The following is a 25,310-nucleotide window of genomic DNA, read 5'->3' on the forward strand; positions in this document are numbered from 1 at the left end:
ACATTCACATCCGCAACATCTGGCTCGCGTTGATGATCGCGTTGGCGATCTGTTCGATCGGCGTGCGGTCGGTCATCGATTTCGTGCGCAACAGTTCGTAGGCCTTGTCTTCCGAAATGCCGTTGCTTTCGCTGAGGATCGCGGTGGCGCGCTGGATCTGGCGGCGCTCGGTGGCCTTCTCGTCGTTGCGCTTGACGCGCCGCTCCAGTTGCTGGCGATTGCGGTGCTGGAACATCGTCACCGAAATCGCCGTCAGGACGCCAAACGAACGCACCGGCGACGGAATCACGCAATGCGCATCGAGCTGCATGACGGCCTCGATGATGATCGGGTTCTCGTAGGTCACCACCGGAATCACTGGCGGCGCGTCGCGCCGGTCGCGCCAGGTCAGTTCGACCGCGAGCGACTCGGGGCGCACCGCCAGGAACACCAGGTCGACGTTGTCGGGCAGCTCGGCGGCGTGCGGCCAGAACGTGCAGACGCGGCAGCCGATCCGGCTCAGTTGCGCGATCAGTTCGGCGCGATCGTCGTCGTCGGGATGGATCACGGCGACATGCAGCGAACGGATCGCACGCAGGACTTCCGGCGTGCGGGCGGTATGAAACGGTTTCATTCGCGCCCCCCGTCGGCCATTTCGAGTGCGGCGGCGCCGGTGTCGTCGCCGAACGCGATCACGAACGGATCGGGGCGCACCCAGTCGGGCGCTTCGTGCAGGATGTCGAACTGCGCGTGCGCATTGAGCCGGCCGATGCGCGGGCGCAGGTAGGTGTGGTGATTCTGCTCGTCGATCTTGACGCGCCCCTGCGGCGCATCGAATTCCAGGCCGGGCAGCGTGCGCAGCAGCGCATCGGGCTCGTCGCCGCCGGTGCGCCGCATCGCGTCGGCCAGCAGATGCATCTGGAAATAGGCCGCCTCCCAGCACATGTCGGTCACCATATCCTCGCCAAAGCGGCGGCGAAAGCGTGCGAGCACGTCGCGGTTGGCCGGCGTGTCGACCGACTGGAAATACGGCGACGACGTGATGTGGCCTTCGCCGATCTCCGCGCCCATCGCCGTGAATTCGGTTTCGGTGGTGGACAGCGTGGCGATCGGGCAGCGCGCCGGATCGAGGCCGGCTTCGGCATACGCGCGGTAGATATGCGCCATGCCGATGCCCACCACCGTCGAATAGATGAAATCGGGTGCGGCCGCAACGATCTTCTTCATCGCGTCGCGATAAGCGTCGTAGCCGGCGTTGAGCGGCAGGTAGATCTCGCCCGCCTTCTCGCCGCCGTTCTCGAACACGAGATCGCTCATCACGCGATTCGCTTCGTACGGATAGATGTAATCGGAGCCGATCATGAACACGCGCTTGCCGTGATTGCGCAGCATGTAGTCGGCCAGCGGGAAGCTGTTCTGGTTCGGCGCCGCGCCGGTGTAGATCACGTTGCGGCTGCATTCGAAGCCTTCGTACAGCGTCGGATACAGCAGCAGCGCGTTGTGGCGTTCGAGCACCGGCAGCACCGCCTTGCGCGTGCTCGACATGTAGCAGCCCACCACCACGCGAATCCGCTCGTTGGCGATCATGCCGGTCAGCAGCTCGGCGTAGCGCGCGGGGCGCGAGGCGGGGTCGCACAGCACCAGTTCGACCTCGCGGCCGTCGATGCCGCCGGCATCGTTGATCTCCTCGGTCGCGAAGCGCGTGGCGCGCTGCTGGGACCGTTCGATCGGGGCGGTCACGCCGGTTTCGGAAAGCAGGACGCCGATCCGGATCGGGTCGCGGTGCGATGAAGTCATGAGAAGGACGAAGCAACGGTAAGAGGAATCGAGGCCGCGAAGCGCCGCGCGGGGCGCACCCGAGCGGGTGCGGCGCGGCACGCTTCGCGGCGTGTCGTCGTGACCATAACCGATTCGCGGGCAGGAAAACAAACCGGGATCGGCCCGCATGGCGGGCGCGGGGCGGCGCGCGCGGCCTCGAAAATTTCCGCTTGCCACGGATTTTTCACTGCGATATGTTTCGCCCATGCCAAGGAGACATTACGCCTTGCCACGGAGTACTCACTGATTGCGCGGTGTCGGACAAAGGCGTCCGACACTGCAACGGCCACGGAAGCCCGACGTCCAGCACACGCTGGTCGTCGGGCTTTTTTTTCTTCATTTTTTCGAAGGTAGCGATGACAGCCAATCGACGTACGTTCATCAAGAGTGCCCTCGCGTCCGTCGCGGCGGGTGCATTTCCCGCGGTCGCGACGCTGGCGAGCCGTTCTGCCCTGGCCGCGGCGGACCCGATCAAGGTCGGCATCCTGCACTCGCTGACCGGCACGATGGCGATTGCCGAAGCGCACATCGTCGATGCCGAGAAGATAGCGATCGACGAGCTGAACGCCAACGGCGGGGTGCTCGGCCGGCCGGTCCAGACGATCGTGGAGGATGGCGCGAGCGATTGGCCGACCTTCGCCGAGAAGGCCCAGAAGCTGCTCGAAAGCGACAAGGTGTCGGTGATCTTCGGCTGCCATACGTCGGCCTCGCGCAAGGCGGTGCTGCCCGTGATGGAGCGCTACAACGGGCTGCTGTACTACCCGTGCTACTACGAAGGCCTCGAGATGTCGAAGAACATCATGTACACGGGGCAGGAAGCCACGCAGTCGGTGATTCCGGCGATCGACTGGCTCGCGAAGAACAAGGGCAAGAAGTTCTTCCTGATCGGATCGGACTACGTGTGGCCGCGCACCATCAACCGGATCGCGCATCCGGTGGTGGCGAAGGCGGGCGGCACGGTGGTCGGTGAGGACTACTTTCCGCTCGGCGCGGTGGAGTTCTCGTCGGTGATCGCCAAGATCAAGGCCGCCAAGCCCGACGTGATCCTGTCGACCATCGTGGGCGGCTCGAACGTCGCGCTGTTCAAGCAGCTCAATTCCGCCGGCATCAACGGCCGCAACCAGGCCATCATGGCGCTGGCCGTCAGCGAGGAAGAGGCCTACGGCATCGGCAACGACAACCTGGTCGGCGTGTTGAGCTGCATGGGCTACTTCCAGAGCATCAAGACGCCCGCGAACCAGGCGTTCGTCGGCGCGTTCAAGAAGCGCTACGGCCAGAACCGCGTGCTCGGCGACACCATGGAGGCGAGCTACACCTCGGTGCATCTGTGGAAGCTCGCGGCCGAGAAGGCGAAATCGCTGCAGGTCGAGAAGGTGGTGGCCGCCTCGTCCGGCCTGGAATGGGACGCGCCGGAAGGCAAGGTGCGCTTCCACGCGACCAACCATCACCTGTGGAAGCACGCGCGGATCGGCGCGTTCCGCGCCGACGGCCAGGTCGACATCCTGTACGAATCGCCGCTGATCGAGCCGAACCCGTTCCCGAAGCTGTAAGCGAGCGGGCTTCCGCTTCCGGCGTGGCCGCCCCCGGCCACGCGCTTTCCCGGTGATCGACCATGACTCTCGATATGTTGCTTACGCAGGTCTTCAACGGCCTGTCGATGTTCACCGTGCTCGCGCTGATGGCGCTCGGCCTCGCGATCGTGTTCGGCCTGATGGGCGTGATCAACATGGCGCACGGCGAGCTGATGGCGCTCGGCGCGTACATGACCTACCTGTGCGCGCAGATCTTCCAGCGCTGGCTGCCGTCGCTGATGGGCGCGTACTTTCTCGTGGGCATTCTGGTGGCGTTCGCCACCACGTTCGCGGTGGGCGTGCTGCTGGAGCGCGTGATGATCCGGCGCCTCTACAAGCGCCCGCTCGACACCATGCTCGCCACCTGGGGCCTGTCGCTGGTGCTGCAACAGGTGTTCCGCCAGTTGTTCGGGCCGGTGGACGTGAGCGTGCCGACCGTGAGCTGGCTGCAGGGCGCGTGGACGCTCGGCAACACCACCATCCCGTTGAGCCGGCTGTTCATCATCGGCCTGACCGGCTGCGTCGCGCTCGCGGTGTTCCTGTTCCTGTTTCGCAGCCGCTGGGGCTTGCGGATTCGCTGCGTGATGCAGAACCGCGCGATGGCCAGCGCGGCCGGCATCGACGCGCAGCGGGTGGATGCGGTCACGTTCGGGCTCGGCTGCGGGCTGGCCGGCATCGCCGGCAGCGCGCTGACGCTGCTCGCCTCCACCGGCCCGGTCACCGGCCAGCAATACATCGTCGACACGTTCGTGGTGGTGGTGTTCGGCGGCGTGGACAGCCTGGTCGGCACGTTCCTGTCGGCCTTCTCGATCGGGCAGATGCAGTCGCTGTTCGAGATGGTGCTGAGCGGCTCGATGGCGAAGGCCGTGATCCTGCTGCTCGTGATCGTCGCGCTGTATTTCCGGCCCAACGGCCTGTTCGCGCTCAAACTTCGGCGGTAAACCATGAAAGATCTTTCGTCCGCATCCGTCGCGCCCGGCGCGCGCCCCGTCGGCACGCCGGCCGGCGGCAGCCTCGCCGCGTTCGCGAACCGCTACAGCGTGGTGGGCCTCGCGATCGTGCTGCTCGTGGCCATTCCCTTGTTGTGCGACACGTTCCGCCTGGGCCTGTTCGCGAAGTACCTGACGTTCGCGTTCTGCGCGGCCGGCCTGGTGCTCGCGTGGGGCTACGGCGGCATCCTGAGCCTGGGCCAGGGCATCTTCTTCGGGCTGGGCAGCTATTTCATGGCGATGAACATGAAGCTGGAGGCCACGGCGGCCGACCCTGCCGCCGCCGTGTTCGGCGCCAGCGACGGCGGCCCGCCGGTGCCCGATTTCATGACCTGGAACGGCATCACCGAGCTGCCATTCTGGTGGAAGCCGTTCGCGCACGTCGGCTTCGTGATTCCGGCGATCCTGCTGATTCCGGCCGCGCTCGCGTTCCTGCTGGCGTACGCGAACTTCCGCAAGCGCGTGGGCGGCGTGTACTTCTCGATCGTCACGCTTGCGCTGGCCTCGATCCTGTCGATCGTGATCATCGGCCAGCAGGGCTACACGGGCGGCGTGAACGGCATCACCAACCTGCCGACCTTCATGGGCTACAACGTGCAGAGCAACGGCGCGGTGCGCGTGCTGTATTACGTCGGCGCGGTGCTGCTGCTCGCCGTCGTGCTGCTCGGCCGTTTCATCGTGCGCAGCCGGCTCGGCAAGGTGCTGGTGGCGATCCGCGATCGCGAGGACCGGATTCGCTTCTCGGGCTACGACCCGGCCATGTTCAAGGCGTTCGTGTTCGCGGCCGCCGCGATGTGCTCGGCGATCGGCGGCGCGCTGTTCACGCTGCAGGTGGGGTTCGCGTCGCCGTCGATCTGCGGGATCGTGCCGTCGGTCGAGATGGTGATCTACGCGGCGGTGGGCGGGCGGCTGTCGCTGGTCGGCGCGGTGTACGGCGCGCTGGTGGTGGGCGCGGCAAAAAGTTACCTGTCCGAACATTTCGTCGGCTTCTGGATGTACCTGATCGGCGCGCTGTTCATCGTGGTGCCGATGTACCTGCCGAAGGGGCTGGCCGGGTTGCTGCAATCGTTCACGTCGGATCGGGAGGGCGCGCAATGAACGACGTCGTGTTGTCGGTCGAGAACCTGACCGTGTCGTTCGACGGCTTCAAGGCGATCGACGATCTGAACTTCTACGTGGACGCGAACGAGCTGCATGTCGTGATCGGCCCGAACGGCGCGGGCAAGACCACGCTGCTCGACATGATCTGCGGCAAGACCAGGCCCACCGCGGGCACCATTCGCTTCAACGGCCACCATCTCGAGCGGATGCTCGAATACCAGATCACGCGCGCCGGCGTCGGCCGCAAGTTTCAGAACCCGATGGTGTACGAGGAATTGACGGTCGAAGAAAACCTGGAAATTTCCTACCCGCGCAAGCGCGACGTGTTCGGCTCGCTGTTCTTCCGGCGCGACGCGGCGCTGCGCGAGGCGATCGACGAGACCGCCGCGAAGGTGTTCCTCGCCGATCAGCTCGGCCGCCGCGCGGGGCTGCTGTCGCACGGCCAGAAGCAGTGGCTGGAGATCGGCATGCTGCTGATGCAGGAGCCCGCGCTGCTGATGCTCGACGAGCCGGTGGCCGGCATGAGCGCGAAGGAGCGCGAATTGACTGCCGATTTGCTGCGCGAGATCGCGCGCGGCCGCTCGGTGATCGTGATCGAGCACGACATGGAATTCGTCAAGTCGATCGCGCACAAGGTCACGGTGCTGCATCAGGGCAGGAAGCTCGTCGAAGGGCCGATGAGCGCGGTGCAGCAGGACCCGCGCGTGGTCGAGGTCTACCTGGGACACTGAACATGCTGAATGTCGAGAACCTGAACGTGTATTACGGCGAAAGCCATGTGCTGCACGACCTGAATTTCACGCTCGCGGCCGGCGAGACGCTCGCGGTGATGGGCCGCAACGGCATGGGCAAGACCACGCTGCTGAAGGCGATGATCGGCATGATCCCGTCGCGCGGCGGCCGGATCGCGCTGAACGGTTGCGATCTCGCGCAGGCGCGCAGCGATCGCCGTGTGGCCGCCGGCTTCGGTTTCGTGCCGCAGGGGCGGATGATCTTCCCGAACGTGTCGGTCGAGGAAAACATCCTGAGCGGCATGGACCGGGTGCGCCGCCCGAGCATTCCCGAGTACATCTACGAAGCATTCCCGGTGTTGTGGGAAATGCGGCGGCGGCGCGGCGGCAATCTTTCCGGCGGCCAGCAGCAACAGCTGGCGATCGCGCGGGCGCTGGTGTCGGACCCGAAGGTGCTGATCCTCGACGAGCCGACCGAGGGCATCCAGCCGTCGATCATCAAGGACATCGCGCGCACGCTGAACCGGCTGAAGGCGGAGCGCGGCTTTGCGCTGCTGGTGTCCGAGCAGGTGCTGTCGTTCACGCTGGAGATCGCCGACCGCTTCCTGATCATCGAACGCGGCCGCTTCGTGCACGACGCGGCGCGCGACGGCATCGACGCCGACAAGATCATGACGTTCCTGACGGTCTGAGCGGGTTCGGGCGCGTGTTGCGCCCGGCCAGGCCCAGGCTACGAGACGCCCGCGCCGCGCGCGCGGGCGATGTTTGACCCCTGAATCCGGAAGACACCATGACGCAGACCCAAGACATCACGCCGATCGATCTCGATACGCTGAGCGTCGAGCGCGTGCAGGCAGGCTTCGCCGCCGGCACGTTCACCGCCGAATCGCTGGCGCGCGCCTGCTTCGCCCGCATCGATGCGCTCAATGCTCAGTACAACGCAATGATCTTCCTGAACCCTGCCGCGCTCGACGACGCGCGCGAGATCGACCGCCGCCGCGCGGCCGGCGAGGCGCTCGGGCCGCTGGCCGGCGTGCCGGTGGTGATCAAGGACCCGATGGACATGGTCGGCTTTCCGACCACCGCCGGCTGGTCGCTGCTGTACGGCAAGACGGGCGGCGTCGACCTGATGCCCGCCACCGATTCGCCGGTGGTGGCGCGGATGCGCGCGGCCGGCGCGATCCTGCTCGGCAAGACCAACGTGCCGGTGTTGAGCCATTCGGGCACGCACGCCGACGATAGCTGGGCTGGCCCCACGCGCAACGTCGTGATGCCGGACCGCGTGCCGGGTGCGAGCAGCGCGGGCACGGCAGCGGCCGTGGCGTCGGCGATGGCCGTGCTCGGTCTCGCGGAAGAAACCGGCGGCTCGATCCAGAACCCGGCGTCGTCGCAGGATCTGGTCGGCATCAAGCCGACCATCGGCCTGGTGCCGAACGCGGGCGTGGTGCCGCTGTCGGGCAACCGCGACGTGGTCGGGCCGATCGCGCGCACCGTGCGCGACGCCGCGCTGTGCCTCGACGTGCTGGCCGGCTACACGGCCGAGGACCCGAAGACGCTGGCCTCGGTTGGCCACCAGCCCGAGGGCGGCTACGCGGCGGGCCTGAGCGCCGACGCGCTGAAGGGCAAGCGGATCGGCCTGTATGGCGCGGGCTGGCGCACCCAGCCGCTGTCGGACGAGGCCGCGCGCCTGTACGAGCGCGCCAAGCAGGAACTGCGCGAGGCGGGCGCGACGCTGATCGACGATCCGTTCGCGGGCAGCGGCTTCGCCGCGCTGCGCGAGCCGACGGGGCCGCTCGCCAATTTCGACGCGCGCGGGATGGAGTCGATTCCGTACGATCTCGAACAGTATCTGAAGCGTCTCGGGCCGGACGCCGCGCTGAAGACGTTCGCCGAGTTCGCCGCGGCCACCGCGAAGCAGGACGTGTTCGCGGCGGACGGGATTCTCGGCTACCTGAACAGCCTCGCCGATTTCCGGGCCGCGCTGGCGAATCCGTCGCGCCCGCCCGAGATGCCCGAGTTCATCGCGCTGAAGGCCGCGTATCTGAAGATCTTCGACGCGGTGATGCGCGAGCACCGGCTCGATGCGCTGGCGTTCCCGCAAATGCGCAGCGAACTGCCGCCGTTCATGGGCGAGGAGACGATCCAGGAAACCACGGTGGGCGAACTGAACATCGCCGGGCTGCCGGGCGTGACGGTGCCGGCCGGGTATTACGCGTCGGGTTCGCCGTTCGGGATCATCTTCGTCGGGCGGCAGTGGAGCGAGGCGGGGCTGATCGCGATCGCCTACGCGTTCGAGCAGGCCACGCAGCATCGCAAGACGCCGAAGCTGGGGTAAGCGGCGGGGAACAGGGCGGCCGGCGTCGTCAAGGCACGAACACCGAGCCGTCCGCCTCGGCCAGCGCGACGATGGCCTCGATCGTCACCTGCACCTTCGGTTGCAGATGGCGCGTTTTCTGCCGGATCGCATGAATCGGCATGGTGCTGGCCCGCTCGGGCAGCACCTCCCGCAGCCCGCCCGCGCGCAGGGCGTCGCGCGCCAGCCAGCCCGGCAACTGCGCGAGCCCGCAACCGGCGAGGCAAGCGGCCAGCAGCGTGTCTCCGTCGGTCAGTTCGTGGCGCGCGCGCACGTCCACATACGACGCCTCGCCCTTGCCGTCGGCCAGCAACCAACTGCTGCGGCCGGTGCGCTGCCAGCCGGTCAGGCAATCGTGCCCGGCCAGCGCGTCGACGCTGTCCGGCACGCCGCGCCGCGCCAGATACTCGTTTGAGCCGCAAATCACGAGCCGCTGCGCGCCGAGCCGCCGCGCGACCAGGTCGGGGTAGGCGTCGAGCGCGCCGATGCGCACGGCCAGATCGATGCCCTCGCCGATCAGGTCCACGGCGCGATCCTGGAACGCAATCGCCAGGTCGAGACGCGGATAGCGGCGCGTCAGGTTCAGCAGCGCGGGCGCGACATAGTTGCGGCCGAACGTGGTCGGCAGGTCGATGCGCAGCCGCCCGACCGGCTCCTGGTGGCCGGTGGCGAGAAACGCTTCGGTCTGGTCGAGATCGTCGAGGATGCGGCGGCAGGTCTGCAGAAAGGTTTCGCCGGCCGTGGTCAGGTCGATGCGTCGCGTGGTCCGGTGCAGCAGTTGCACGCCGAGCCGCGCCTCCAGCCGCGAGATGCTTTTGCCGATCGCGGAGCCGGTCACGCCGAGCGTGTCCGCCGCGGCCGTCAGGCTGCCCCGGTCGACTGCCGCGACAAACTCGCGGACGCCCGCGAAACGGTCAATCATGATGAATTCTGGAATGAGGGGATCGAATGTCGGGAATTTTATCGGCTAACCGAACGGAAAGGCTGAAATTACACTGATTTCCCGGGATGACAGGCGTCATCCGGCACCACAGGAGATCGGAAATGAAAGCATGGCTGCTCGATGGTTTTGGCCTGAACAATCTGCAACGCGGCGAGGTCGCCACGCCGGTGCCGAAGTCCGGCGAACTGCTCGTCAAGGTGGGCGCGGTGTCGCTGAACTATCGCGACAAGGCAATCGTCGACGGCATCTACCTGCCGGAGCGCGTGCCGCCCAGGCTGATTCCGGTGTCGGACGCGGTGGGCACGGTGGTGGCCGTCGGCCCCGGCGTGACGCGTTTCCAGCCGGGCGCGCGCGTGAATTCGACGCTCTACACGCACTGGCTCGACGGTGCGCCCGGCCCCGACGAGCCCGATCACTGCCTCGGCATGCCGCTGCCCGGCGCGCTGGCCGAATACCTGATTCTTCACGAGAATGCGGCCGTGGCCGCGCCGGCCTCGATGAGCGACGAGCAGGCCGCCACGCTGCCGATCGCCGCGCTGACGGCCTGGTATGCGCTGATGGACGTCGGCTGCCTGCAACCCGGCCAGACGATGCTGGCGCAAGGCACCGGCGGCGTGTCGATCTTCGCCGCGCAGATCGCGGCGGCGCACGGCGCGCGCGTGATCGTCACGTCGAGCCGCGACGGCAACCTCGCCCGGCTCAAGGCGCTGATGCCGGGGGCGGACCTGCACGGCATCAACTACCGCACGCAGCCCGACTGGGACCGCGCGGTGCTGGACCTGACTGCCGGCCGGGGCGCCGATGTCACGCTCGACGTGGCCGGCGGCGACGGCATCAACCGCTCGGTGGCCGCCACCCGCGTGCAGGGCACGATCGCGCAGGTCGGCTTCCTGACCGGGCAGGTCGCGGCGCTGAACCTGATGCCGCTGATCTTCCGCCAGACCACGCTGCGCGGCATCGCGGTGGCGCCGCGCAGCGCGTTCGAGCGCATGAATCCGTTCCTGGAAGCGCACCGGGTGGCGCCCGTCATCGATCGCGTCTACGGCTTCGACGAGGCCGTGCAGGCGTTCGAGCATCTGGCGCGCGGGCCGTTCGGCAAGGTGGTGATCAAGGTGGCCGACGCGGCCTGACGCAGCCCGATTCCGGCGCCGGCCCGCCACAGCGGTAAGATGCCGGTTTCCTGTTTCCCGGATTCCCCCATGCAAGTGCTGGTCGACGCAGACGCCTGCCCGGTCGTCGTCAAGGACATGCTGTTTCGCGCGGCGCGACGCGTCGAAGTGTGCGTCACGCTGGTCGCGAATCAGTACCTGCGCGTGCCGCCGTCGCGCTTCGTGAAATCCGTACAGGTGCCGGCCACGCCCGACGCCGCCGATCAGCGCATCGTCGAGCTGGCCGAGGCGGGCGACCTGGTGATCACGTCCGACATTCCGCTGGCCGCCGCCGCGCTCGACAAGGGCGCGTTCGTGCTCGATACGCGCGGCGGCTGGTTCAGCTGCGAGAACATTCGCGAGCGGCTGGCGATGCGCGAGATGCTCGACCAGTTGCGCGGCTCGGGTGTCGATACCGGCGGCCCGGCACCGTATTCGCCGCAGGACGGCAAGGCGTTCGCCTCGCAACTCGATCGCTTTCTCGCGCGCCATGCCGCGCCGCGCGATCCGGCGGTTTGACCGAAGCGCGCGGTTCACGGCAAACGCTCGCACTCCGAAGCATTTCCATTCTGCCGCGCCTCAGCCGCGCCGCGTTCAACCCGTGTGCGCCAGCCCCGCCAGCGCCACCATCATCACGGGCATGGCCACCATCGCCACCAGCGTCTGCACGGCCGTGATGCCGGCCATCAACGGCGCATCGCCGCCCAACTGCCGTGCCATGATGTACGACGAGGACGAGGTCGGCAGCGCCTGGAACAGCAGCGCCACCGTCATCACTGCATCGCCGAGGCCGAGCGCGCGCCCGGCCGCCACGGTGGCGAGCGGCATCGCCAGGAACTTGAACGACGACGCGACCAGCATCGGATGCAGCCACACGCGCGTGCCGCCGAAGCGCAGCGCCGCGCCCACGCACAGCAGCCCGAGCGGCATCGACGCCGCGCCGAGCGCCCGCACGGCCGGCTCGATCGGCGCGGGCACGGCGATCCCGCCCGCCTGCATGACGCCGCCGATCGCGCAGCCCACCACCAGCGGGTTGGTCACGATCTGGCGCAGCGCCGCGGCCGGCCCGAGCTTCACCGCGCCGTAGCGCGCGAACACCAGCACGCAGAACAGGTTGACGGTCGGCACGATGGCCGCCACGCATACGGCCGACAGCGCGATGCCCTGCTGGCCGAGCAGGCCGGCCGCCACCGAGGTGCCCACGTAGTTGTTGAAGCGCACCGCGCCCTGGAACACCGAGGTGAAGCCGGCGCCGTCCACGCGCACCCAGCGCCGCACCAGCAGCACCGCCAGCGCGACGATCAGCGTCGAGCCGACCAGCGCCCCCGCGAGCGGCCCGACCGGCAGCGTGTCGAGCCGCGCGGTGGCCAGGCCGTGCGCGAACAGCGCCGGCAGCAGCACGTAGTAGCAGAGCCGTTCGGCGGGCGGCCAGAACGCGTCGGCGATGAAGCCGGTGCGCTTGAGCAGATAGCCCAGCGCCACCAGCAGCGCCACGGGCACCAGCGCCAGGACGATCGCGCCGCTCATGGGCGGGCCGCCCGGCGCGCGCGTCGGCGCGAATCATTCAGGGAAACGAAGCAAGACATGAGGGCCTGCGCAGGGTTGACGATGTCGTCAAAGTAGCACGCAGACCCACGAGAAATGATGGTGATTTATCGGGTGATCAATGAGAAAACCTCATTGATGACGCGATCAGTTCGGCGGCCAGCGCCTCGGCGAAACGTTGCGCGGGCCGCGAGCGATGCTCGATCAGCACCACCGCGCTGCGCAACTGCGGCTGCCCGAACGGCAGCCGCACCACCGGCGGCAGGCGCGCCAGCACCGAATCGTGCAGCGCCACCACGCCCGCGCCGAGGCCGCGCGAGGCCATGTGCACGATGGTTTCGGTGCTGTCGAGCACCATCTCCTCGCGCACGCGAATGCTCATGCGCCGCAGTTCGGCGGCAATCTCGCGGCCGGCCCAGGCCTGCGCGTCGAAGCGGATGAACGGCAGTTCCTCCAGCAGCGCACGCACGCTCCAGCCCTCGTAGCGCGGCGGCGCGACCAGCCAGTAGCGATGCTCGTAGAGCGTGCGCCAGACCAGCCCGGCCGGGTGCGGGCGCACCGGGTGGGTGGTGACGGCCGCGTCGAGTTCGCCGCCCGCCACGCGCTGCGCGAGCGCCGACGACAAGCCGGCCGCCACATGCACGCGCAGGCCCGGGTGCGCGAGGCGCAGCGCCAGCAAGGCGTCCGGCATCGGCCCGGCCAGCGCCGTCTGGATCGCGCCCACGCGCAGCCGGCCGACCAGTTGTTTCTCGTCGCTCAGTGCATCGGGAATCGCATCGACCATCGCGAGGATCTGCTCGGCCTGCGCGAGCACGATGCGGCCGGCCTCGGTGAATGCGGGCTGGCGGCGCGAGCGGTCGAACAGCAGCACGTTGAATTCGGCTTCGAGCGATTTGACGTGCAGGCTGACGGCCGATTGCGTGAGGCCGATCGCATCGCCGGCGCGTGCGAACGTGCCGTGACGGGCGATCGCGACGAGGGTGCGGAAGGCACGTATCGACATGGGCGGGAAGGGGCGCGAGGCGGGTTCGAGGGGCGCGGCCTGCAAGACGGGGCCGCGCCGGCTTCGACCGATGATGCCTGCGCGCGACGGCGGCGGCAACCTGGCCGCCACCGTGAGGCGGCTCGAGCCTTACTTCTCGGCTTCGAGCGAGCGCATGGTGCGCAGCGCCGGGAACAGTCGCATCCACAGCAGCGCGATGGCGATCGTGCCGAGCCCGCCGACCAGCACGGCCGGGCGCGCGCCCCACCAGCCGGCCGTGATCCCCGATTCGAATTCTCCGAGCTGGTTCGAGGTGCCGATGAACAGCGCGTTGACGGCGCTCACGCGGCCGAGCATGTCGTCAGGTGTGCGAAGCTGCACGAGCGAGGAGCGCACCACCACGCTGATCACGTCGGCCGCGCCGAGCGTGGCGAGCGACAGCAGCGACAGCGGCAGCCAGGTCGATACGCCGAACACCAGCGTGGCGACGCCGAACACGATCACGCCGCCGAACATCGCCATGCCGGGCCGCTTGCGCATCGGAAAGCGCGCGAACCACAGCGTGCCGGCCAGCGCGCCGATGGCGGGCGCCGAGCGCAGCAGGCCGAGGCCCCACGGGCCGGTTTGCAGGTAGTCGTGCGCGTAGATCGGCAGCAGCGAAACCGCGCCGCCGAACAGCACCGCGAACAGGTCGAGCGACAGCGCGCCGAGGATCGCCGGCTCGCGGCGGATGAAGGCGATGCCCGAGAACACCGATTCGAGCGTGACGGGTGCGCGCGCAACCGGTTTGCTGGTCAGTTGCAGCGAGCCCATCAGGCAGGCCGCGCAGCCGAACATCGCCACGCCGAGCACGTACACCACGCTGGGTCCCAGGCCGTACAGCACGCCGCCCGCGGCCGGGCCGATGATCATCGCGGTTTGCGTGGCCGAGGTGGACAGCGCGGTCGCGCGCGGCAGCTCGGCGCGCGGCACCACGGCCGGCAGCAGCGAGGCCACGGTGGGGTTCTCGAAGGCGCGCGCCGCGCCGAGGCAGGCCGCGAGTGCGTAGATGGCCGGCGCATTGAGCCAGCCGCCGAGCGTGCCGGCCAGGAACACCACCGAGGCCACCGCCAGCAGGCTCTGGCACACGGCGACGATGCGGCGCCGGTCGTAGCGGTCCGCCACGTGCCCCACCACCAGCGTCAGCACGAACATCGGCAGGAACTGCGCGAGGCCGACGAGCCCGAGCGCATAGGCGCTCTTGGTCAGCGCATAGATATGCCAGCCGATCGCGACCGACAGCATCTGAAACGAGATCGAGGACAGCACACGCGCGCTCCAGAAACGCTGGAACGTGGTGAGGCCAAGCAGGTTGGCCGGGCGGCCGGGCAAGTCGGAAGGCGCGGGCATGAGCGGTAGGCGATGGTCGTGGGACGGGCCGCGGCCGGTGCGGCCGCATGTCGCAAAATCGAGAAAACGGCAAGTGTAGATGAGTTCGCGCGTGCTTGCGGAATGTCCCGCGCGGGCCGGCGGGATCGCGCCGGGTGCGATGCGGCGGCAGAAATGACAATGGACGGCGAAGCGGAACCGCGTTCGAGAGAAGCGCGGCGCTTGCCGTCCATGTCGGATGCGTTGGTAGGCTCGATTGGATTCGAACCAACGACCCCCACCATGTCAAGGTGGTGCTCTAACCAACTGAGCTACGAGCCTAGGGTGCCTGGCGCGATGCGCGGGCGGTACTGCGAATGCGTTGGTAGGCTCGATTGGATTCGAACCAACGACCCCCACCATGTCAAGGTGGTGCTCTAACCAACTGAGCTACGAGCCTGAGGTGCCTTGCGCGATGCGCGGGCGGTGCTGCCTGAAACCATGCTGCAAGTGCCGCAAAAACCAGCCGCCGAAAAAGACAATGGACGGGAAGCGTGTTCCGCGTTCGAGAGGAGCGCGGCGCCTGCCGTCCATTCCGAATTCGTTGGTAGGCTCGATTGGATTCGAACCAACGACCCCCACCATGTCAAGGTGGTGCTCTAACCAACTGAGCTACGAGCCTGCGAGGCGCGAATTATAGAGAGGCTCGCTCGATGTTGCAAGCACCCCCGCGCGTTTCATGACGATTTCGTGTGCGTGGCGATATGCGCATCGATGTGCGTGCAAGCAGGTGCGTTCGATGCCTTGCCGCAGCGGTCGCTACGCAGCGGGCGACGGCGCGGCGTCGAGCGCCGTGACGAGCCGCTCCTCCAGAAACGCGAGCAGCGCGCGGATCGCCGTCGACCCTTGCCGATGCTGCGGATACACGGCGCTCAGGCGCAACGACGGTGTGGCATGCGTGGCGAGGATCGGCACCAGCGCGCCGCTCGCGATCGCCGGCCCGACGATGAACTGCGGCAGCAGCGCAACGCCCAGCCCGGCGATGGCCGCGTCGCGCACCACGTCGCCGTTGTTCGCGATCAGCGGCCCCTGCACGTCGTAGGCGCGTCGCCCGTGCTCGGTTTCGAATTCCCAGCCGTCGCGGCCTTCCTGCCCGTAGAGCAGGCAGGCATGCCGATGCAGTTCGGCCGGCGTGGCCGGCTCGCCGTGTTGCGCGCGATAGTGCGGGCTGCAGCACGCGATCATGCGCAGCGTGCCGAGCGTGCGCGCGACCAGCGTCGAATCGGCCAGCGCGCCGATCCGCAGCGCAAGGTCGAAGCCCTCGCCGATCAGGTCCACGCGCCGGTCGCTCAATTCCACATCGAGCCGCACGGCCGGATGCGCGGCCAGGAATTCGGCGAGCAGCGGCGACAGGTGGCTCATGCCGAACGACATCGGCGCGCTGATCTTCAGCGAGCCGTGCAGCTCGGTGCGGCGCGTCGACATCGCTTCCTCGGCCTGCGCGACCTCGGCCAGAATCCGCTGCGCATGGCGATAGAACGCCTGCCCCGATTCGGTCACGGCCAGCTTGCGCGTGTTGCGGTTCAGCAGGCGCACGTGCAGCGCCGCCTCCAGCGCCGCCATGCGCCGGCTGACGAACTGCTTGGACAGCAAGAGCTTGTCGGCGGCGGCCGTGAAGCTGCCGGCCTCCACGGTCGAGATGAAGATGCGCAGATCGTCGAGTTGCATGGGCGGCTGATTGTCCACCAAAATGGGACGATGATTATCTCACATGCGATTTATCTATCACTTCGGTTGACTTAAGATTCATCTCATCCGATCGACGCCGCACCACAGGGGCGCAGCGCGATCCACCGGAGAATCAACATGATCGAAGTCCGTAACGCCAACGCCCGCGGCCGTGCCGAACATGGCTGGCTCAACTCCCGCCACACCTTTTCGTTCGCGAACTACTACGATCCGCAGCAAGTCGGCTTCTCGGATCTGCTGGTGATCAACGACGATCGCGTCGCCCCGGCCCGCGGCTTCGGCACCCACCCGCACCGCGACATGGAAATCCTGTCGTACGTGCTCGAAGGCGCGCTCGAACACAAGGATTCGATGGGCACCGGCTCGGTGATCGTGCCCGGCGACGTGCAACTGATGAGCGCCGGCACCGGCGTGGCCCACAGCGAGTTCAACCACTCGAAGGACCAGCCGGTGCACTTCCTGCAGATCTGGGTGGGGCCGTCGGAAAAGGGCGCGCAACCGCGCTATCAGCAGGCCAACGTGCCGGCCGCCGACAAGCGCGGCCAACTGCGGCTGGTGGTGTCGCCGGACGGCGCGAACGGCGCGCTGGCGATTCGCCAGGACACGCGGATCTACGCCGGCCTGTTCGACGGCGACGAAGCCGCGAGCCTGGCGGTGCCGGCCGGCCGCTTCGTGTATGTGCATGTGGCGCGCGGCAGCCTGGCGGTCAACGGCGTCGCGCTCGGCGAAGGCGACGGCGCGCGGATTCGCGGCGAGGACGTGCTGAACTTCAGAAATGGTCAGGATGCCGAAGTGCTGGTGTTCGACCTGCGTCCGGTCGAAGTGACGGCCGACTGGGCCTGAGCGGCGTCAGCGGCAACCGCGCGCTTGCGGCGCGCGGCTGCTTTCGATGGGGCAGCGTTCACCGCTATTGCTTTGCAAGACTAATCATTCGATGATGGCTCCGAGCGCCGGAAACACGGGGCCGGCGCGGCCTTCATCGATACCGGAACATCAGGTTTGAAAAGGATTCGACCATGCGTTATCTCTCTCTCGACGGTCAAAAGGACGGCGTGTTGCTGGTGGCGCGCGTGTTGATGATGGTGCTGTTCGTGATGTTCGGCTGGCAGAAGCTGACCGGCTTCTCGGGCACCGTCGCCTACATGGGCTCGACCGGCGTGCCCGCGCCGATGCTGGCGGCGGCCGTGGCGGTGGTGATGGAGTTCGTGGCCGGGGTGCTGATCGTGCTCGGCTTCTGGACCCGCCCGGTGGCGCTGTTGCTGGCGCTCTACACGCTCGGCACCGCGTTCATCGGCCACCATTACTGGACCATGAGCGGCATGGAGCACTACGCCAACCTGATCAACTTCTACAAGAACGTCAGCATCGTCGGCGGCCTGCTGGTGCTGGCCGTCGCCGGCCCGGGGCGGTTCTCGATCGACCGCCGCTGAGGCGGCATCGCCGCGCCCCATGCAAAACGCCCGCTCGAATCGAGCGGGCGTTTTGCGTTGCGAGCCTGCGCGGCGTAACTAGCGCGTGGCGGCCTGCCCCGTCACCGGCGCCTTGCGGACCTCGGACACGTAGATGAGGATCAGCGACACCCAGACGATCCCGTACAGCAGCATGAAGCAGGTGGTGCGCACGCGCAGCAGGTCCAGCAGCATACCGAACAGGATCGGCAGCAGGAAGCCGCCGAGCCCGCCTGCGAGGCCGACGATGCCGGTCACGACGCCCATGTTGTCGGGGAAATCGTCGGCGACATACTTGAACGTCGAGGCCATGCCGAGCGCGAACACGGCGCCCAGCGCGAACGTCAGCACGACGAAGCCGGCCAGCGGCATGGCGACCTTCAGCGCGGCGGTGCCGTCGATCGTGTGGATCACGAAATCGGTGGCCGGATACGACAGCACGAACAGGCAGATCCACGCGACCCACAGCCCCCACCAGGTCACGGAATGCGCGCCGAAGCGGTCCGACAGCGCGCCGCCCAATGCGCGCAGCAGCGAGCCGGGCAGCGAGAAGCCGGCCGCGAACGCCGCGGCCACCACCAGCGTCATGCCGTATTCGTGGGTCAGGTATTGCGGAATCCAGAGCGACAGCGCGGTAAAGCCGCCGAACGTGATCGAGTAGTACTGGCACAGCCGCCAGACGCGCCGGTCGCGCAGCACGCGGAACGAATCGAGCAGCGAGCCGCCGCGTTTTCCCGCACCGGGATCGGGTGCCGAGGCGAGCCAGAAGATCAGCGCCGTGACGAGCAGGGCGACCGCGTAAATGCGCGGCACCGCGCGCCAGCCGTAGGCCACTTGCAGCGACGGCGTGACGAACAGGTTGACGGCCGCGCCGCAGGTGCCGGCCCCGAACACGCCCATCGCGAAGCCGCGCCGCTTCGGCGGAAAGAAGCGCGCGACATAGGGCGTGCCCACCGCGAACGACGCGCCCACGCAACCGAGGAACAGGCCGATCAGCAGGAACTGCCAGAGCTGCGTCGCATAACTGACGATATAAACCGGCACCGCGCACAGCACCAGCAACACCGTCATGACGATGCGGCCGCCGAAGCGGTCGGTCCAGATGCCGAGCGGTAGCCGCATGATCGCGCCGGTCAGCACCGGCGTGGCGGTCAGCAGGCCGAACTCGGTGCTGTTCAGGCCGAGGTCGGCGCGCAACTGCACGCCGAGCACGCCGAACATCATCCAGACCACGAAGCAGACCAGAAAGGCGAGCGTACTCGCGGCCAGCACCGACCAGGCGCGCAGGCCGACTTCGGGCGGGGAGGGGGACGCCGTGGCGTCATGAATGGGAGTCATGGAAAATCCTTTGCTGGGTTCATTGAACGAGCGAGCCGTTCGCGCCGTCGAGCGTCACGCCCGCGATGCGCGCGCCACCGGCGAGGATCGCCACGTACTGGCGCATCGCGTCGCGGCGCACGCGTTCGGTCAGATAGCTGGCGATCTGCTCGCGCGCCAGCGCGAACGGGAGGGTGTCGCCCACCACGCGCCGATCGATCCGTACGATGTGGAAGCCATAGCGCGTGTTGACGATGCGCGGCAGCACGCCGAACGTGTCGCCGTCGAACAGGGCCGCCTCGAACTCGGGCACGGTGTCGCCGCGCAGCAGTTGCCCGAGGTTGCCGCCGATCTCGGCCGACGGGCAGTTCGACGATTCGCGCGCGGCGGCTTCGAAGCCGGCCGGCGCGGCCAGCAAGGCCGCGAGCGTGTCCTCGGCGCGGGCACGCAGCGGCGCGATCGGCACGCGCGACGTGACGGCGAACAGGATGTGGCTGGCGTGGACGATGTCGCCATGCCGGAACTGCGCCGGATGCTGCGCATGGAAGCGCTCGCAATCGGCATCGGTCGGCACCGGCAGGTGGGTCAGTTCGCGCGCGAGCAGGGCATCGAGCGCGGCGTCGTCGAGTGCGGCATCGGTGCCGATCAGCGCGAGCGCCACGGCGCGCTGACGCAGCAATTCGCCGATCGCGAGCGTGCGCCGGGCGGCATCGAGCGCGGCGGCCGCATCGTCGTGCAGCGCCGCTTCGGCTTCGAATTCGGCGGCGATCGCCGCACTGCCGATCTCGATGCCGTTGACCGTCAACGGGGCGGCCGACAGGAGGGCCTCGTGTTGTGACATGGCGGCTCCTCAGCGCTTGCGAACCAGTTGATACGGGCGGATCAGGTAGGCCAGCGAGGCGATGCCGCTCCAGATATGCACCATCCTCGTGAACGGCGACACCAGGAAGATCGTGAAGCCGAGCAGGATGTGCAGGCGGTAGGTCAGCGGCACGCCCGCGAGCAGCGCCGCCACGCCGGGCTGGAACGTGACGATGCCCTTCACGTAATCGGTCAGTTGCTCGAACATCGCGCCGTCCATGTGCCGCGTCGACAGCACCACGGTGCCCAGCCCGAGCGCGAGCTGCACCCACAGCATCACCACGATCAGGATGTCGGAGCGCCGGCTGTGGCGGCGAATGCGCGTGCTGCCGAGGCGGCGCGCGATCAGGATCGTCAGGCCGAGGATCGCTGCAGCACCGGCCGCGCCGCCCGCCACCATCGCCACGAGCTGGTGCGCCGAGGCCGACATGAACGACGAGACGAGCCAGTGCGGCACGAGGAAGCCGCCGAAGTGACCGAGCACCACGACGAGCACGCCCCAATGGAACAGGTTGCTGCCGAGCCGCAGCGCGCCGCGATGCAGCAGTTGCGACGAATCGCTTTTCCACGAGTACTGCTCGCGGTCGAAGCGGATCAGGCTGCCGACCAGCAGCACCGCGAGACAGATATACGGATAGACGCCGAACAGAAAGGGATGCAGGTAAGCGTTCATGACTTTTTCCCGTCGAATCGATTGGGCATGAGGGATGAGGCCTCAGCCGTGGCGCGCGGGGCGCCGCGCATGGAACTGCACCGGTTGCTCGCTCGGCAGGCTCGCGCCGACGAAGCGCACGGCCGGCTCGCCATAGCTCATGTCCAGCGCGCGGTAATCGGCGGCGGCGGGGCGGCGGTGCGCATCGTCGTCGTCGGGCTGGCCGGTGGCATCGGGCGCATGGCGCGGCTCGGCGCGGCCCAGGCCCGCGAGCGGCAGCAGCGCGCCGAACACGAAGCCGTAGTGGCTGTTGCGCGCGGCCAGCCGTTCGGCCAGCGCGCCGAGGATTTCGCCGGTTTCGGCCAGCAGTGAGCGCGCCTCGTCGGCCGGCAGGCGCGACAGGTATTCGAGGAACACCGGCAGGTAGTCGGGCAGCTCGCCGGGCTTCAGTTGCAGGCCCTTCTGCGCATACATCTGCATCAGGTCGACCATTGCCTGGCCGCGGTCGCGCGATTCGCCGTGCACGTGCTCGAACAGATGCAGCGAGGTCTCGCGGCCTCGGTCGAACAGCGCCACGTAGTTTTCCTGCAGCGTCAGCAGGTCGCGTTCGCGCAGGTAGGCATAGAAGCGCGCCAGCCCAGCGCGCGCGGCTTTCGGCACACGCGGGTGCGCATCGAGGGTCGCCTCGATCGAGGCCAGCGAATCGAGCAGCGCGGCCTCGGGATAGTCGAGCAGGATCGACAGCGCGGCGTACACGGCGTCGCCGGGGTGCGCTGCATCGTGAGCGGTGGTCATGAGGTCTCCCGGATCGGAATGGTTTTCGCGCCGCGCTTCATGCCGAACAGGCTGCCGTCGGTGCGGCCGTCGGAGCAGCCGTTGCCGAACGAGAAGCCGCAGGCGGCGCGCAGGCCGAAGGTGTCCTCGGCGTATTCGCGGTGCGTGGTGGGGATCACGAAGCGGTCTTCGTAGTTGGCGATCGCCAGATAGCGATACATCTCCTCGACCTGCGCGAGCGACAGCCCGACCTGATCGAGCACGCCGAGCGCCTCGACACCGTCCACGTGGCGCGCGCGCATGAAGCCGCGCATCGCCAGCAGCCGTTCGAGCGCGAGCTTCACGGGGGCTTCGTCGCCGGCCGTCAGCAGGTTCGCGAGGTAGCGCAGCGGAATGCGCAGCGAATCGACGTCGGGCAGGTAGCCGTTCATGCCGAGCGCGCCGCTGTTCGCGGCGGCGTTGATCGGCGAGAGCGGCGGCACGTACCAGACCATCGGCAGCGTGCGGTATTCGGGATGCAGCGGGAACGCGATCTTCCAGTCGATCGCCATCTTGTAGGCCGGCGAGCGCCGTGCCGCGTCGAGCCAGGCGGCCGGCACGCCGTCGCGCGCGGCCTGCGCCAGCACCTCGGGATCGTGCGGATCGAGGAACACCGACAACTGCGCCTCGTACAGATCGGTTTCGTTTTCAACGGTCGCGGCCTCGGCGATGCGGTCGGCGTCGTACAGCAGCACGCCGAGATAGCGGATGCGGCCCACGCAGGTTTCCGAGCAGACGGTCGGCTCGCCCGACTCGATGCGCGGGTAGCAGAAGATGCACTTCTCGGCCTTGCCGCTCTGCCAGTTGTAGTAGATCTTCTTGTACGGGCAACCCGACACGCACATGCGCCAACCGCGGCACTTGTCCTGATCGATCAGCACGATGCCGTCCTCTTCGCGCTTGTAGATCGAGCCGGACGGGCACGAGGCCACGCAGGCCGGGTTCAGGCAGTGCTCGCACAGGCGCGGCAGATACATCATGAAGGTGTTCTCGAACTGCCCGTAGATATCCTTCTGCACGGCCTCGAAGTTGGCGTCCTGCGAGCGCTTCTCGAATTCGCCGCCGAGGATTTCCTCCCAGTTCGGCCCCCATTCGATCTTCTCCATGCGCTGCCCGCTGATCAGCGAGCGCGGCCGTGCCACCGGCATCGCCTGCATGTTGCCGGCCTGATGCAGGTGCGCGTAGTCGAACGTGAACGGCTCGTAGTAATCGTCGATCTCGGGCAGGTGCGGGTTCGCGAAAAGCTGCGCGAGCAGCCGCCACTTGCCGCCCTGGCGCGGTTCGAGCTTGCCGTCGCCGCGCCGTTTCCAGCCGCCGCGCCAGCGCTGCTGGTTCTCCCAATCCTTCGGGTAGCCGATGCCCGGCTTGCTCTCGACGTTGTTGAACCAGGCGTATTCCATGCCCTCGCGGCTGGTCCAGACGTTCTTGCAGGTCACCGAACAGGTGTGGCAACCGATGCATTTGTCGAGGTTCAGGATCATCGCGATCTGTGCGCGTACTTTCATTCGGGTTCTCCCACGTTGGCGCCCGTGGCTTCGCCATCGAGCCAGTCGATCCGGTTCATCTTGCGCACGATCAGGAATTCGTCGCGATTCGAACCGACCGTGCCGTAGTAGTTGAAGCCATACGACAGTTGCGCATAGCCGCCGATCATGTGGGTGGGCTTCAGCGCGATGCGCGTGACCGAGTTGTGGATGCCGCCGCGCGTGCCGGTGATTTCCGAGCCGGGCACGTTCGTGAGCTTTTCCTGCGCGTGGTACATCATCACCATCCCGAGCGGCACACGCTGGCTGACCACGGCGCGGGCGCACAGCGCGCCGTTGGCGTTGTAGCACTCGATCCAGTCGTTGTCGGCCACGCCGATCGCGCGCGCGTCGTCTTCCGACATCCAGACGATCGGGCCGCCGCGCGACAGCGTCAGCATCAGCAGGTTGTCGGTGTAGGTGCTGTGGATGCCCCATTTCTGGTGCGGCGTCAGGAAATTCAGCACGCGTTCGGGGTTGCCGTTCGAGCGCGTGCCGAGCATGTGCGCGTAGCTGCCGGTATCGATCGGCGGCTTGTAGGCGCACAGCGCCTCGCCGAACGCGCGCATCCACGGATGATCCTGATAGAGCTGCTGGCGGCCGGTGAGCGTGCGCCAGGGGATCAGCTCATGCACGTTCGTATAGCCGGCGTTGTACGACACGTGTTCCGATTCGATGCCGCTCCAGGTGGGCGACGAGATGATCTTGCGCGGCTGCGATTGCAGATCGCGGAAGCGGATTTTTTCGTCCTCGCGTGAGGCGGCCAGATGCGCGTGTTCGAGGCCGGTGATCGACGACAGCGCATGCCAGGCCTTCACCGCCACCGCGCCGTTGGTTTCGGGTGCGAGCGCGAGGATGGTTTCGGCCGCGTCGAGCGCGGTGTCGAGGCGCGGGCGGCCGTCGGGCTCGGTCAGGCGGTTCAGCGCGCCGAGCAGTTCGACTTCCTCGCGGGTGTCCCACGCGATGCCCTTGCCGCCGTTGCCGAGCGTGTCGAGCAAGGGCCCGAGCGAGGTGAAGCGGCGGTAGGTATCGGGGTAATGCCGCTCGACCACGCTGACGGCCGGCATCGTGCGGCCCGGCACCGGCTCGCATTCGCCGCGCTTCCAGTCCTGCACGTCGAACGGCTGGGCCAGTTCGCCGGGTGTGTCGTGGGCGATCGGCGCGAGCACCACGTCGTGCTCGATGCCGAGATGGCCGTCGCACAGCTCGGAGAAGCGCCGCGCGATGCCCTTGAAGATTTCCCAGTCGCTGCGCGATTCCCAGGCGGGATCGACGGCGGCCGACAGCGGATGGATGAACGGATGCATGTCCGACGTGTTCATGTCGTCCTTCTCGTACCACGTGGCCGTGGGCAGCACGATGTCGGAATACATGCAGGTGGTCGACATCCGGAAATCGAGCGTGACGAGCAGGTCGAGCTTGCCGCGCGGTGCTTCCTCATGCCAGCGCACTTCCTCGGGGCGGGCCGCGCCGCTCGCGCCGATATCCTCGCCTTGCACGCCGTGGGTGGTGCCGAGCAGATGCTTGAGGAAATATTCGTGGCCCTTGCCCGACGAGCCGAGCAGGTTCGAGCGCCAGACGAACAGGTTGCGCGGAAAGTTGGCGGGCGCGTCGGGGTCCTCGCTGGCCATCGTGAGCGAGCCGGCGGCGAGCCGCTGCGCGACCTGCCGGGCCGCTTCCGCGCCGGTTTCACCGGCCAGGCTTGCGCCGACGCGCAGCGGGTTCTCGCCGAGTTGCGGTGCCGACGGCAGCCAGCCCATGCGCTCGGCGCGCACGTTGTAGTCGATCGCCGTGCCGGCGAAGCCGGCCGGATCGGCGAGCGGCGAGAGCAGCGTGCGCGGGTCCATCGCGTCGTAGCGCCATTGATCGGTGTGCGCGTAGAAGAACGACGTGGCGTTCATCTGGCGTGGCGGGCGCTGCCAATCCAGCCCGAAGGCCAGCGGTTGCCAGCCGGTTTGCGGCCGCAGCTTTTCCTGGCCGACGTAATGCGACCAGCCGCCGCCCGATTGGCCCACGCAGCCGCACATGACCAGCATGTTGATGATCGCGCGGTACGACATGTCCATATGGAACCAGTGGTTGATCCCCGCGCCGATGATCACCATCGATTTGCCGCGCGTTTTCAGCGCGTTGTCGGCGAACTGCCGGGCCACGGCGATCGCGTCGGCGCGCTTGACGCCCGTGATCGCTTCCTGCCACGCCGGCGTGTAGGGCAGGTCGTCGTCGTAGGATGCGGCCACGTCCTGGCCGCCGAGGCCTTGATCGAGGCCGTAGTTGGCGATGAACAGATCGTAGACGGTCGCCACCAGCATCTCGCCGTCGCGCGTGGCGATGCGGCGTGCGCCGATCTTGCGCGTCAGCGTCGAGCCGTGCTTCGTGGACGCGAAATGCGCGTGCGGCTGGTTGCCGAAATACGGTAACCGCCCCCGAATTTCAGAGT

Annotated in this window: 22 protein-coding genes, 3 tRNA genes and 1 pseudogene; 10 read left to right on the forward strand and 16 right to left on the reverse strand. The window is 67.8% G+C overall.

Annotated features, from left to right (window positions below; genetic code table 11):
• Window positions 1-4: 4 nt before the first annotated feature.
• The gene (locus AB4851_RS08445; protein ID WP_206127918.1) at window positions 5-613 is read right to left on the reverse strand and encodes an ANTAR domain-containing response regulator; all 609 of its coding nucleotides are present in this window, start codon (window positions 611-613) and stop codon (window positions 5-7) included.
• Window positions 610-1,776: a transporter substrate-binding domain-containing protein gene (locus AB4851_RS08450; protein ID WP_414446805.1), complete on the reverse strand. Its 1,167-nt coding sequence runs from the start codon at window positions 1,774-1,776 to the stop codon at window positions 610-612. Before AB4851_RS08450 ends, AB4851_RS08445 begins: the two co-directional genes overlap by 4 nt.
• Window positions 1,777-2,153: 377 nt before the next feature.
• Between AB4851_RS08450 and urtA the strand changes: the two genes are divergently transcribed.
• From urtA to AB4851_RS08480, 6 genes are all read left to right on the forward strand, one after another.
• The gene (gene urtA / locus AB4851_RS08455; protein ID WP_414446806.1) at window positions 2,154-3,347 is read left to right on the forward strand and encodes an urea ABC transporter substrate-binding protein; all 1,194 of its coding nucleotides are present in this window, start codon (window positions 2,154-2,156) and stop codon (window positions 3,345-3,347) included.
• Between the two features lie 62 nt (window positions 3,348-3,409).
• Entirely contained in the window at window positions 3,410-4,309 is a 900-nt protein-coding gene (gene urtB, locus AB4851_RS08460; protein WP_414446807.1) for an urea ABC transporter permease subunit UrtB, read from the forward strand.
• A 3-nt stretch (window positions 4,310-4,312) separates the two neighbouring features.
• A complete protein-coding gene (gene urtC / locus AB4851_RS08465; RefSeq protein ID WP_414446808.1) occupies window positions 4,313-5,455 on the forward strand; it encodes an urea ABC transporter permease subunit UrtC in 1,143 nt (380 codons plus the stop codon).
• Window positions 5,452-6,189, forward strand: a complete 738-nt coding sequence (gene urtD / locus AB4851_RS08470) for an urea ABC transporter ATP-binding protein UrtD (protein WP_414446809.1) — start codon at window positions 5,452-5,454, stop codon at window positions 6,187-6,189. Before urtC ends, urtD begins: the two co-directional genes overlap by 4 nt.
• A 2-nt stretch (window positions 6,190-6,191) precedes the next feature.
• A complete protein-coding gene (gene urtE / locus AB4851_RS08475; protein ID WP_414439976.1) occupies window positions 6,192-6,881 on the forward strand; it encodes an urea ABC transporter ATP-binding subunit UrtE in 690 nt (229 codons plus the stop codon).
• Window positions 6,882-6,979: 98 nt separating this feature from the next.
• The gene (locus AB4851_RS08480; RefSeq protein WP_414446810.1) at window positions 6,980-8,524 is read left to right on the forward strand and encodes an amidase; all 1,545 of its coding nucleotides are present in this window, start codon (window positions 6,980-6,982) and stop codon (window positions 8,522-8,524) included.
• Between the two features lie 28 nt (window positions 8,525-8,552).
• Here AB4851_RS08480 and AB4851_RS08485 read toward each other — a convergent pair whose 3' ends face one another.
• Complete coding sequence (locus tag AB4851_RS08485; RefSeq protein WP_414446811.1) at window positions 8,553-9,464, reverse strand: LysR family transcriptional regulator; 912 nt, start codon at window positions 9,462-9,464, stop codon at window positions 8,553-8,555.
• Between the two features lie 122 nt (window positions 9,465-9,586).
• Here AB4851_RS08485 and AB4851_RS08490 point away from each other — a divergent pair, with 122 nt between their 5' ends.
• Window positions 9,587-10,615, forward strand: coding sequence for a zinc-dependent alcohol dehydrogenase family protein (locus tag AB4851_RS08490; RefSeq protein ID WP_414446812.1), 1,029 nt, complete (start codon window positions 9,587-9,589; stop codon window positions 10,613-10,615).
• A gap of 69 nt (window positions 10,616-10,684) precedes the next feature.
• Window positions 10,685-11,152, forward strand: a complete 468-nt coding sequence (locus AB4851_RS08495; protein ID WP_414446813.1) for a YaiI/YqxD family protein — start codon at window positions 10,685-10,687, stop codon at window positions 11,150-11,152.
• Window positions 11,153-11,227: 75 nt separating this feature from the next.
• On the opposite strand, the gene AB4851_RS08500 is transcribed toward AB4851_RS08495, so the two are convergent.
• The 7 genes from AB4851_RS08500 to AB4851_RS08530 all read right to left on the reverse strand — a co-directional run bounded on the left by AB4851_RS08500 (window position 11,228) and on the right by AB4851_RS08530 (window position 16,235).
• Entirely contained in the window at window positions 11,228-12,160 is a 933-nt protein-coding gene (locus AB4851_RS08500) for an AEC family transporter (RefSeq protein ID WP_414446814.1), read from the reverse strand.
• A 136-nt stretch (window positions 12,161-12,296) separates the two neighbouring features.
• Window positions 12,297-13,181 carry a LysR substrate-binding domain-containing protein gene (locus AB4851_RS08505; RefSeq protein ID WP_414446815.1) on the reverse strand — a complete coding sequence of 295 codons (885 nt, stop codon included), beginning with the start codon at window positions 13,179-13,181 and terminating at the stop codon, window positions 12,297-12,299.
• A 129-nt stretch (window positions 13,182-13,310) separates the two neighbouring features.
• Window positions 13,311-14,549, reverse strand: a complete 1,239-nt coding sequence (locus AB4851_RS08510) for an MFS transporter (protein WP_414446816.1) — start codon at window positions 14,547-14,549, stop codon at window positions 13,311-13,313.
• 223 nt (window positions 14,550-14,772) lie between these two features.
• Window positions 14,773-14,849, reverse strand: a tRNA-Val gene (locus AB4851_RS08515).
• 41 nt (window positions 14,850-14,890) lie between these two features.
• Window positions 14,891-14,967: transfer RNA gene (locus AB4851_RS08520), tRNA-Val, on the reverse strand.
• A 145-nt stretch (window positions 14,968-15,112) separates the two neighbouring features.
• A tRNA-Val gene (locus tag AB4851_RS08525) sits at window positions 15,113-15,189 on the reverse strand.
• Between the two features lie 137 nt (window positions 15,190-15,326).
• Complete coding sequence (locus AB4851_RS08530; protein ID WP_414446817.1) at window positions 15,327-16,235, reverse strand: LysR substrate-binding domain-containing protein; 909 nt, start codon at window positions 16,233-16,235, stop codon at window positions 15,327-15,329.
• A 138-nt stretch (window positions 16,236-16,373) separates the two neighbouring features.
• Here AB4851_RS08530 and AB4851_RS08535 point away from each other — a divergent pair, with 138 nt between their 5' ends.
• Together AB4851_RS08535 and AB4851_RS08540 are read left to right on the forward strand one after the other, a co-directional pair.
• Window positions 16,374-17,099 (forward strand): pirin family protein, encoded by a 726-nt coding sequence (locus AB4851_RS08535; protein ID WP_414446818.1) that lies wholly within the window; start codon window positions 16,374-16,376, stop codon window positions 17,097-17,099.
• A 173-nt stretch (window positions 17,100-17,272) separates the two neighbouring features.
• Complete coding sequence (locus AB4851_RS08540) at window positions 17,273-17,686, forward strand: DoxX family protein (RefSeq protein ID WP_414446819.1); 414 nt, start codon at window positions 17,273-17,275, stop codon at window positions 17,684-17,686.
• Between the two features lie 78 nt (window positions 17,687-17,764).
• On the opposite strand, the gene AB4851_RS08545 is transcribed toward AB4851_RS08540, so the two are convergent.
• The 6 genes and pseudogenes from AB4851_RS08545 to AB4851_RS08570 form a co-directional block, all read right to left on the reverse strand.
• Window positions 17,765-19,042, reverse strand: coding sequence for an MFS transporter (locus tag AB4851_RS08545; protein ID WP_414446820.1), 1,278 nt, complete (start codon window positions 19,040-19,042; stop codon window positions 17,765-17,767).
• Window positions 19,043-19,061: 19 nt separating this feature from the next.
• Window positions 19,062-19,862: a peptidylprolyl isomerase gene (locus AB4851_RS08550; protein WP_414446821.1), complete on the reverse strand. Its 801-nt coding sequence runs from the start codon at window positions 19,860-19,862 to the stop codon at window positions 19,062-19,064.
• 9 nt (window positions 19,863-19,871) lie between these two features.
• Window positions 19,872-20,555: a respiratory nitrate reductase subunit gamma gene (gene narI, locus AB4851_RS08555; protein WP_414446822.1), complete on the reverse strand. Its 684-nt coding sequence runs from the start codon at window positions 20,553-20,555 to the stop codon at window positions 19,872-19,874.
• A 42-nt stretch (window positions 20,556-20,597) separates the two neighbouring features.
• Window positions 20,598-21,329 (reverse strand): nitrate reductase molybdenum cofactor assembly chaperone, encoded by a 732-nt coding sequence (gene narJ, locus AB4851_RS08560; RefSeq protein WP_414446823.1) that lies wholly within the window; start codon window positions 21,327-21,329, stop codon window positions 20,598-20,600.
• A complete protein-coding gene (narH, locus tag AB4851_RS08565; RefSeq protein WP_414446824.1) occupies window positions 21,326-22,852 on the reverse strand; it encodes a nitrate reductase subunit beta in 1,527 nt (508 codons plus the stop codon). The genes narJ and narH overlap by 4 nt, the downstream gene beginning before the upstream one ends.
• Window positions 22,849-25,287: pseudogene (locus AB4851_RS08570) on the reverse strand (nitrate reductase subunit alpha); the annotation flags it as partial. The pseudogene AB4851_RS08570 and the gene narH, both read right to left, overlap by 4 nt.
• Window positions 25,288-25,310 lie beyond the last annotated feature (23 nt).

It is taken from the genome of Burkholderia sp. 22PA0099 (genome assembly GCF_047497165.1).
Taxonomy (GTDB): Bacteria; Pseudomonadota; Gammaproteobacteria; order Burkholderiales; family Burkholderiaceae; genus Burkholderia.

Excerpts from the sequence above, each read along its gene's own strand:
- AB4851_RS08505 (WP_414446815.1), bottom strand. The coding sequence starts at position 13,181 with ATGTCGATACGTGCCTTCCGCACCCTCGTCGCGATCGCCCGTCACGGC.
- AB4851_RS08550 (WP_414446821.1), bottom strand. The coding sequence starts at position 19,862 with ATGTCACAACACGAGGCCCTCCTGTCGGCCGCCCCGTTGACGGTCAAC.
- AB4851_RS08540 (WP_414446819.1), top strand. The coding sequence starts at position 17,273 with ATGCGTTATCTCTCTCTCGACGGTCAAAAGGACGGCGTGTTGCTGGTG.
- urtB (WP_414446807.1), top strand. The coding sequence starts at position 3,410 with ATGACTCTCGATATGTTGCTTACGCAGGTCTTCAACGGCCTGTCGATG.
- urtA (WP_414446806.1), top strand. The coding sequence starts at position 2,154 with ATGACAGCCAATCGACGTACGTTCATCAAGAGTGCCCTCGCGTCCGTC.
- AB4851_RS08530 (WP_414446817.1), bottom strand. The coding sequence starts at position 16,235 with ATGCAACTCGACGATCTGCGCATCTTCATCTCGACCGTGGAGGCCGGC.
- urtD (WP_414446809.1), top strand. The coding sequence starts at position 5,452 with ATGAACGACGTCGTGTTGTCGGTCGAGAACCTGACCGTGTCGTTCGAC.
- urtE (WP_414439976.1), top strand. The coding sequence starts at position 6,192 with ATGCTGAATGTCGAGAACCTGAACGTGTATTACGGCGAAAGCCATGTG.
- narH (WP_414446824.1), bottom strand. The coding sequence starts at position 22,852 with ATGAAAGTACGCGCACAGATCGCGATGATCCTGAACCTCGACAAATGC.
- AB4851_RS08450 (WP_414446805.1), bottom strand. The coding sequence starts at position 1,776 with ATGACTTCATCGCACCGCGACCCGATCCGGATCGGCGTCCTGCTTTCC.
- AB4851_RS08485 (WP_414446811.1), bottom strand. The coding sequence starts at position 9,464 with ATGATTGACCGTTTCGCGGGCGTCCGCGAGTTTGTCGCGGCAGTCGAC.
- AB4851_RS08445 (WP_206127918.1), bottom strand. The coding sequence starts at position 613 with ATGAAACCGTTTCATACCGCCCGCACGCCGGAAGTCCTGCGTGCGATC.
- AB4851_RS08535 (WP_414446818.1), top strand. The coding sequence starts at position 16,374 with ATGATCGAAGTCCGTAACGCCAACGCCCGCGGCCGTGCCGAACATGGC.
- AB4851_RS08510 (WP_414446816.1), bottom strand. The coding sequence starts at position 14,549 with ATGCCCGCGCCTTCCGACTTGCCCGGCCGCCCGGCCAACCTGCTTGGC.
- urtC (WP_414446808.1), top strand. The coding sequence starts at position 4,313 with ATGAAAGATCTTTCGTCCGCATCCGTCGCGCCCGGCGCGCGCCCCGTC.
- narI (WP_414446822.1), bottom strand. The coding sequence starts at position 20,555 with ATGAACGCTTACCTGCATCCCTTTCTGTTCGGCGTCTATCCGTATATC.
- AB4851_RS08500 (WP_414446814.1), bottom strand. The coding sequence starts at position 12,160 with ATGAGCGGCGCGATCGTCCTGGCGCTGGTGCCCGTGGCGCTGCTGGTG.
- AB4851_RS08495 (WP_414446813.1), top strand. The coding sequence starts at position 10,685 with ATGCAAGTGCTGGTCGACGCAGACGCCTGCCCGGTCGTCGTCAAGGAC.
- AB4851_RS08480 (WP_414446810.1), top strand. The coding sequence starts at position 6,980 with ATGACGCAGACCCAAGACATCACGCCGATCGATCTCGATACGCTGAGC.
- AB4851_RS08490 (WP_414446812.1), top strand. The coding sequence starts at position 9,587 with ATGAAAGCATGGCTGCTCGATGGTTTTGGCCTGAACAATCTGCAACGC.
- AB4851_RS08545 (WP_414446820.1), bottom strand. The coding sequence starts at position 19,042 with ATGACTCCCATTCATGACGCCACGGCGTCCCCCTCCCCGCCCGAAGTC.
- narJ (WP_414446823.1), bottom strand. The coding sequence starts at position 21,329 with ATGACCACCGCTCACGATGCAGCGCACCCCGGCGACGCCGTGTACGCC.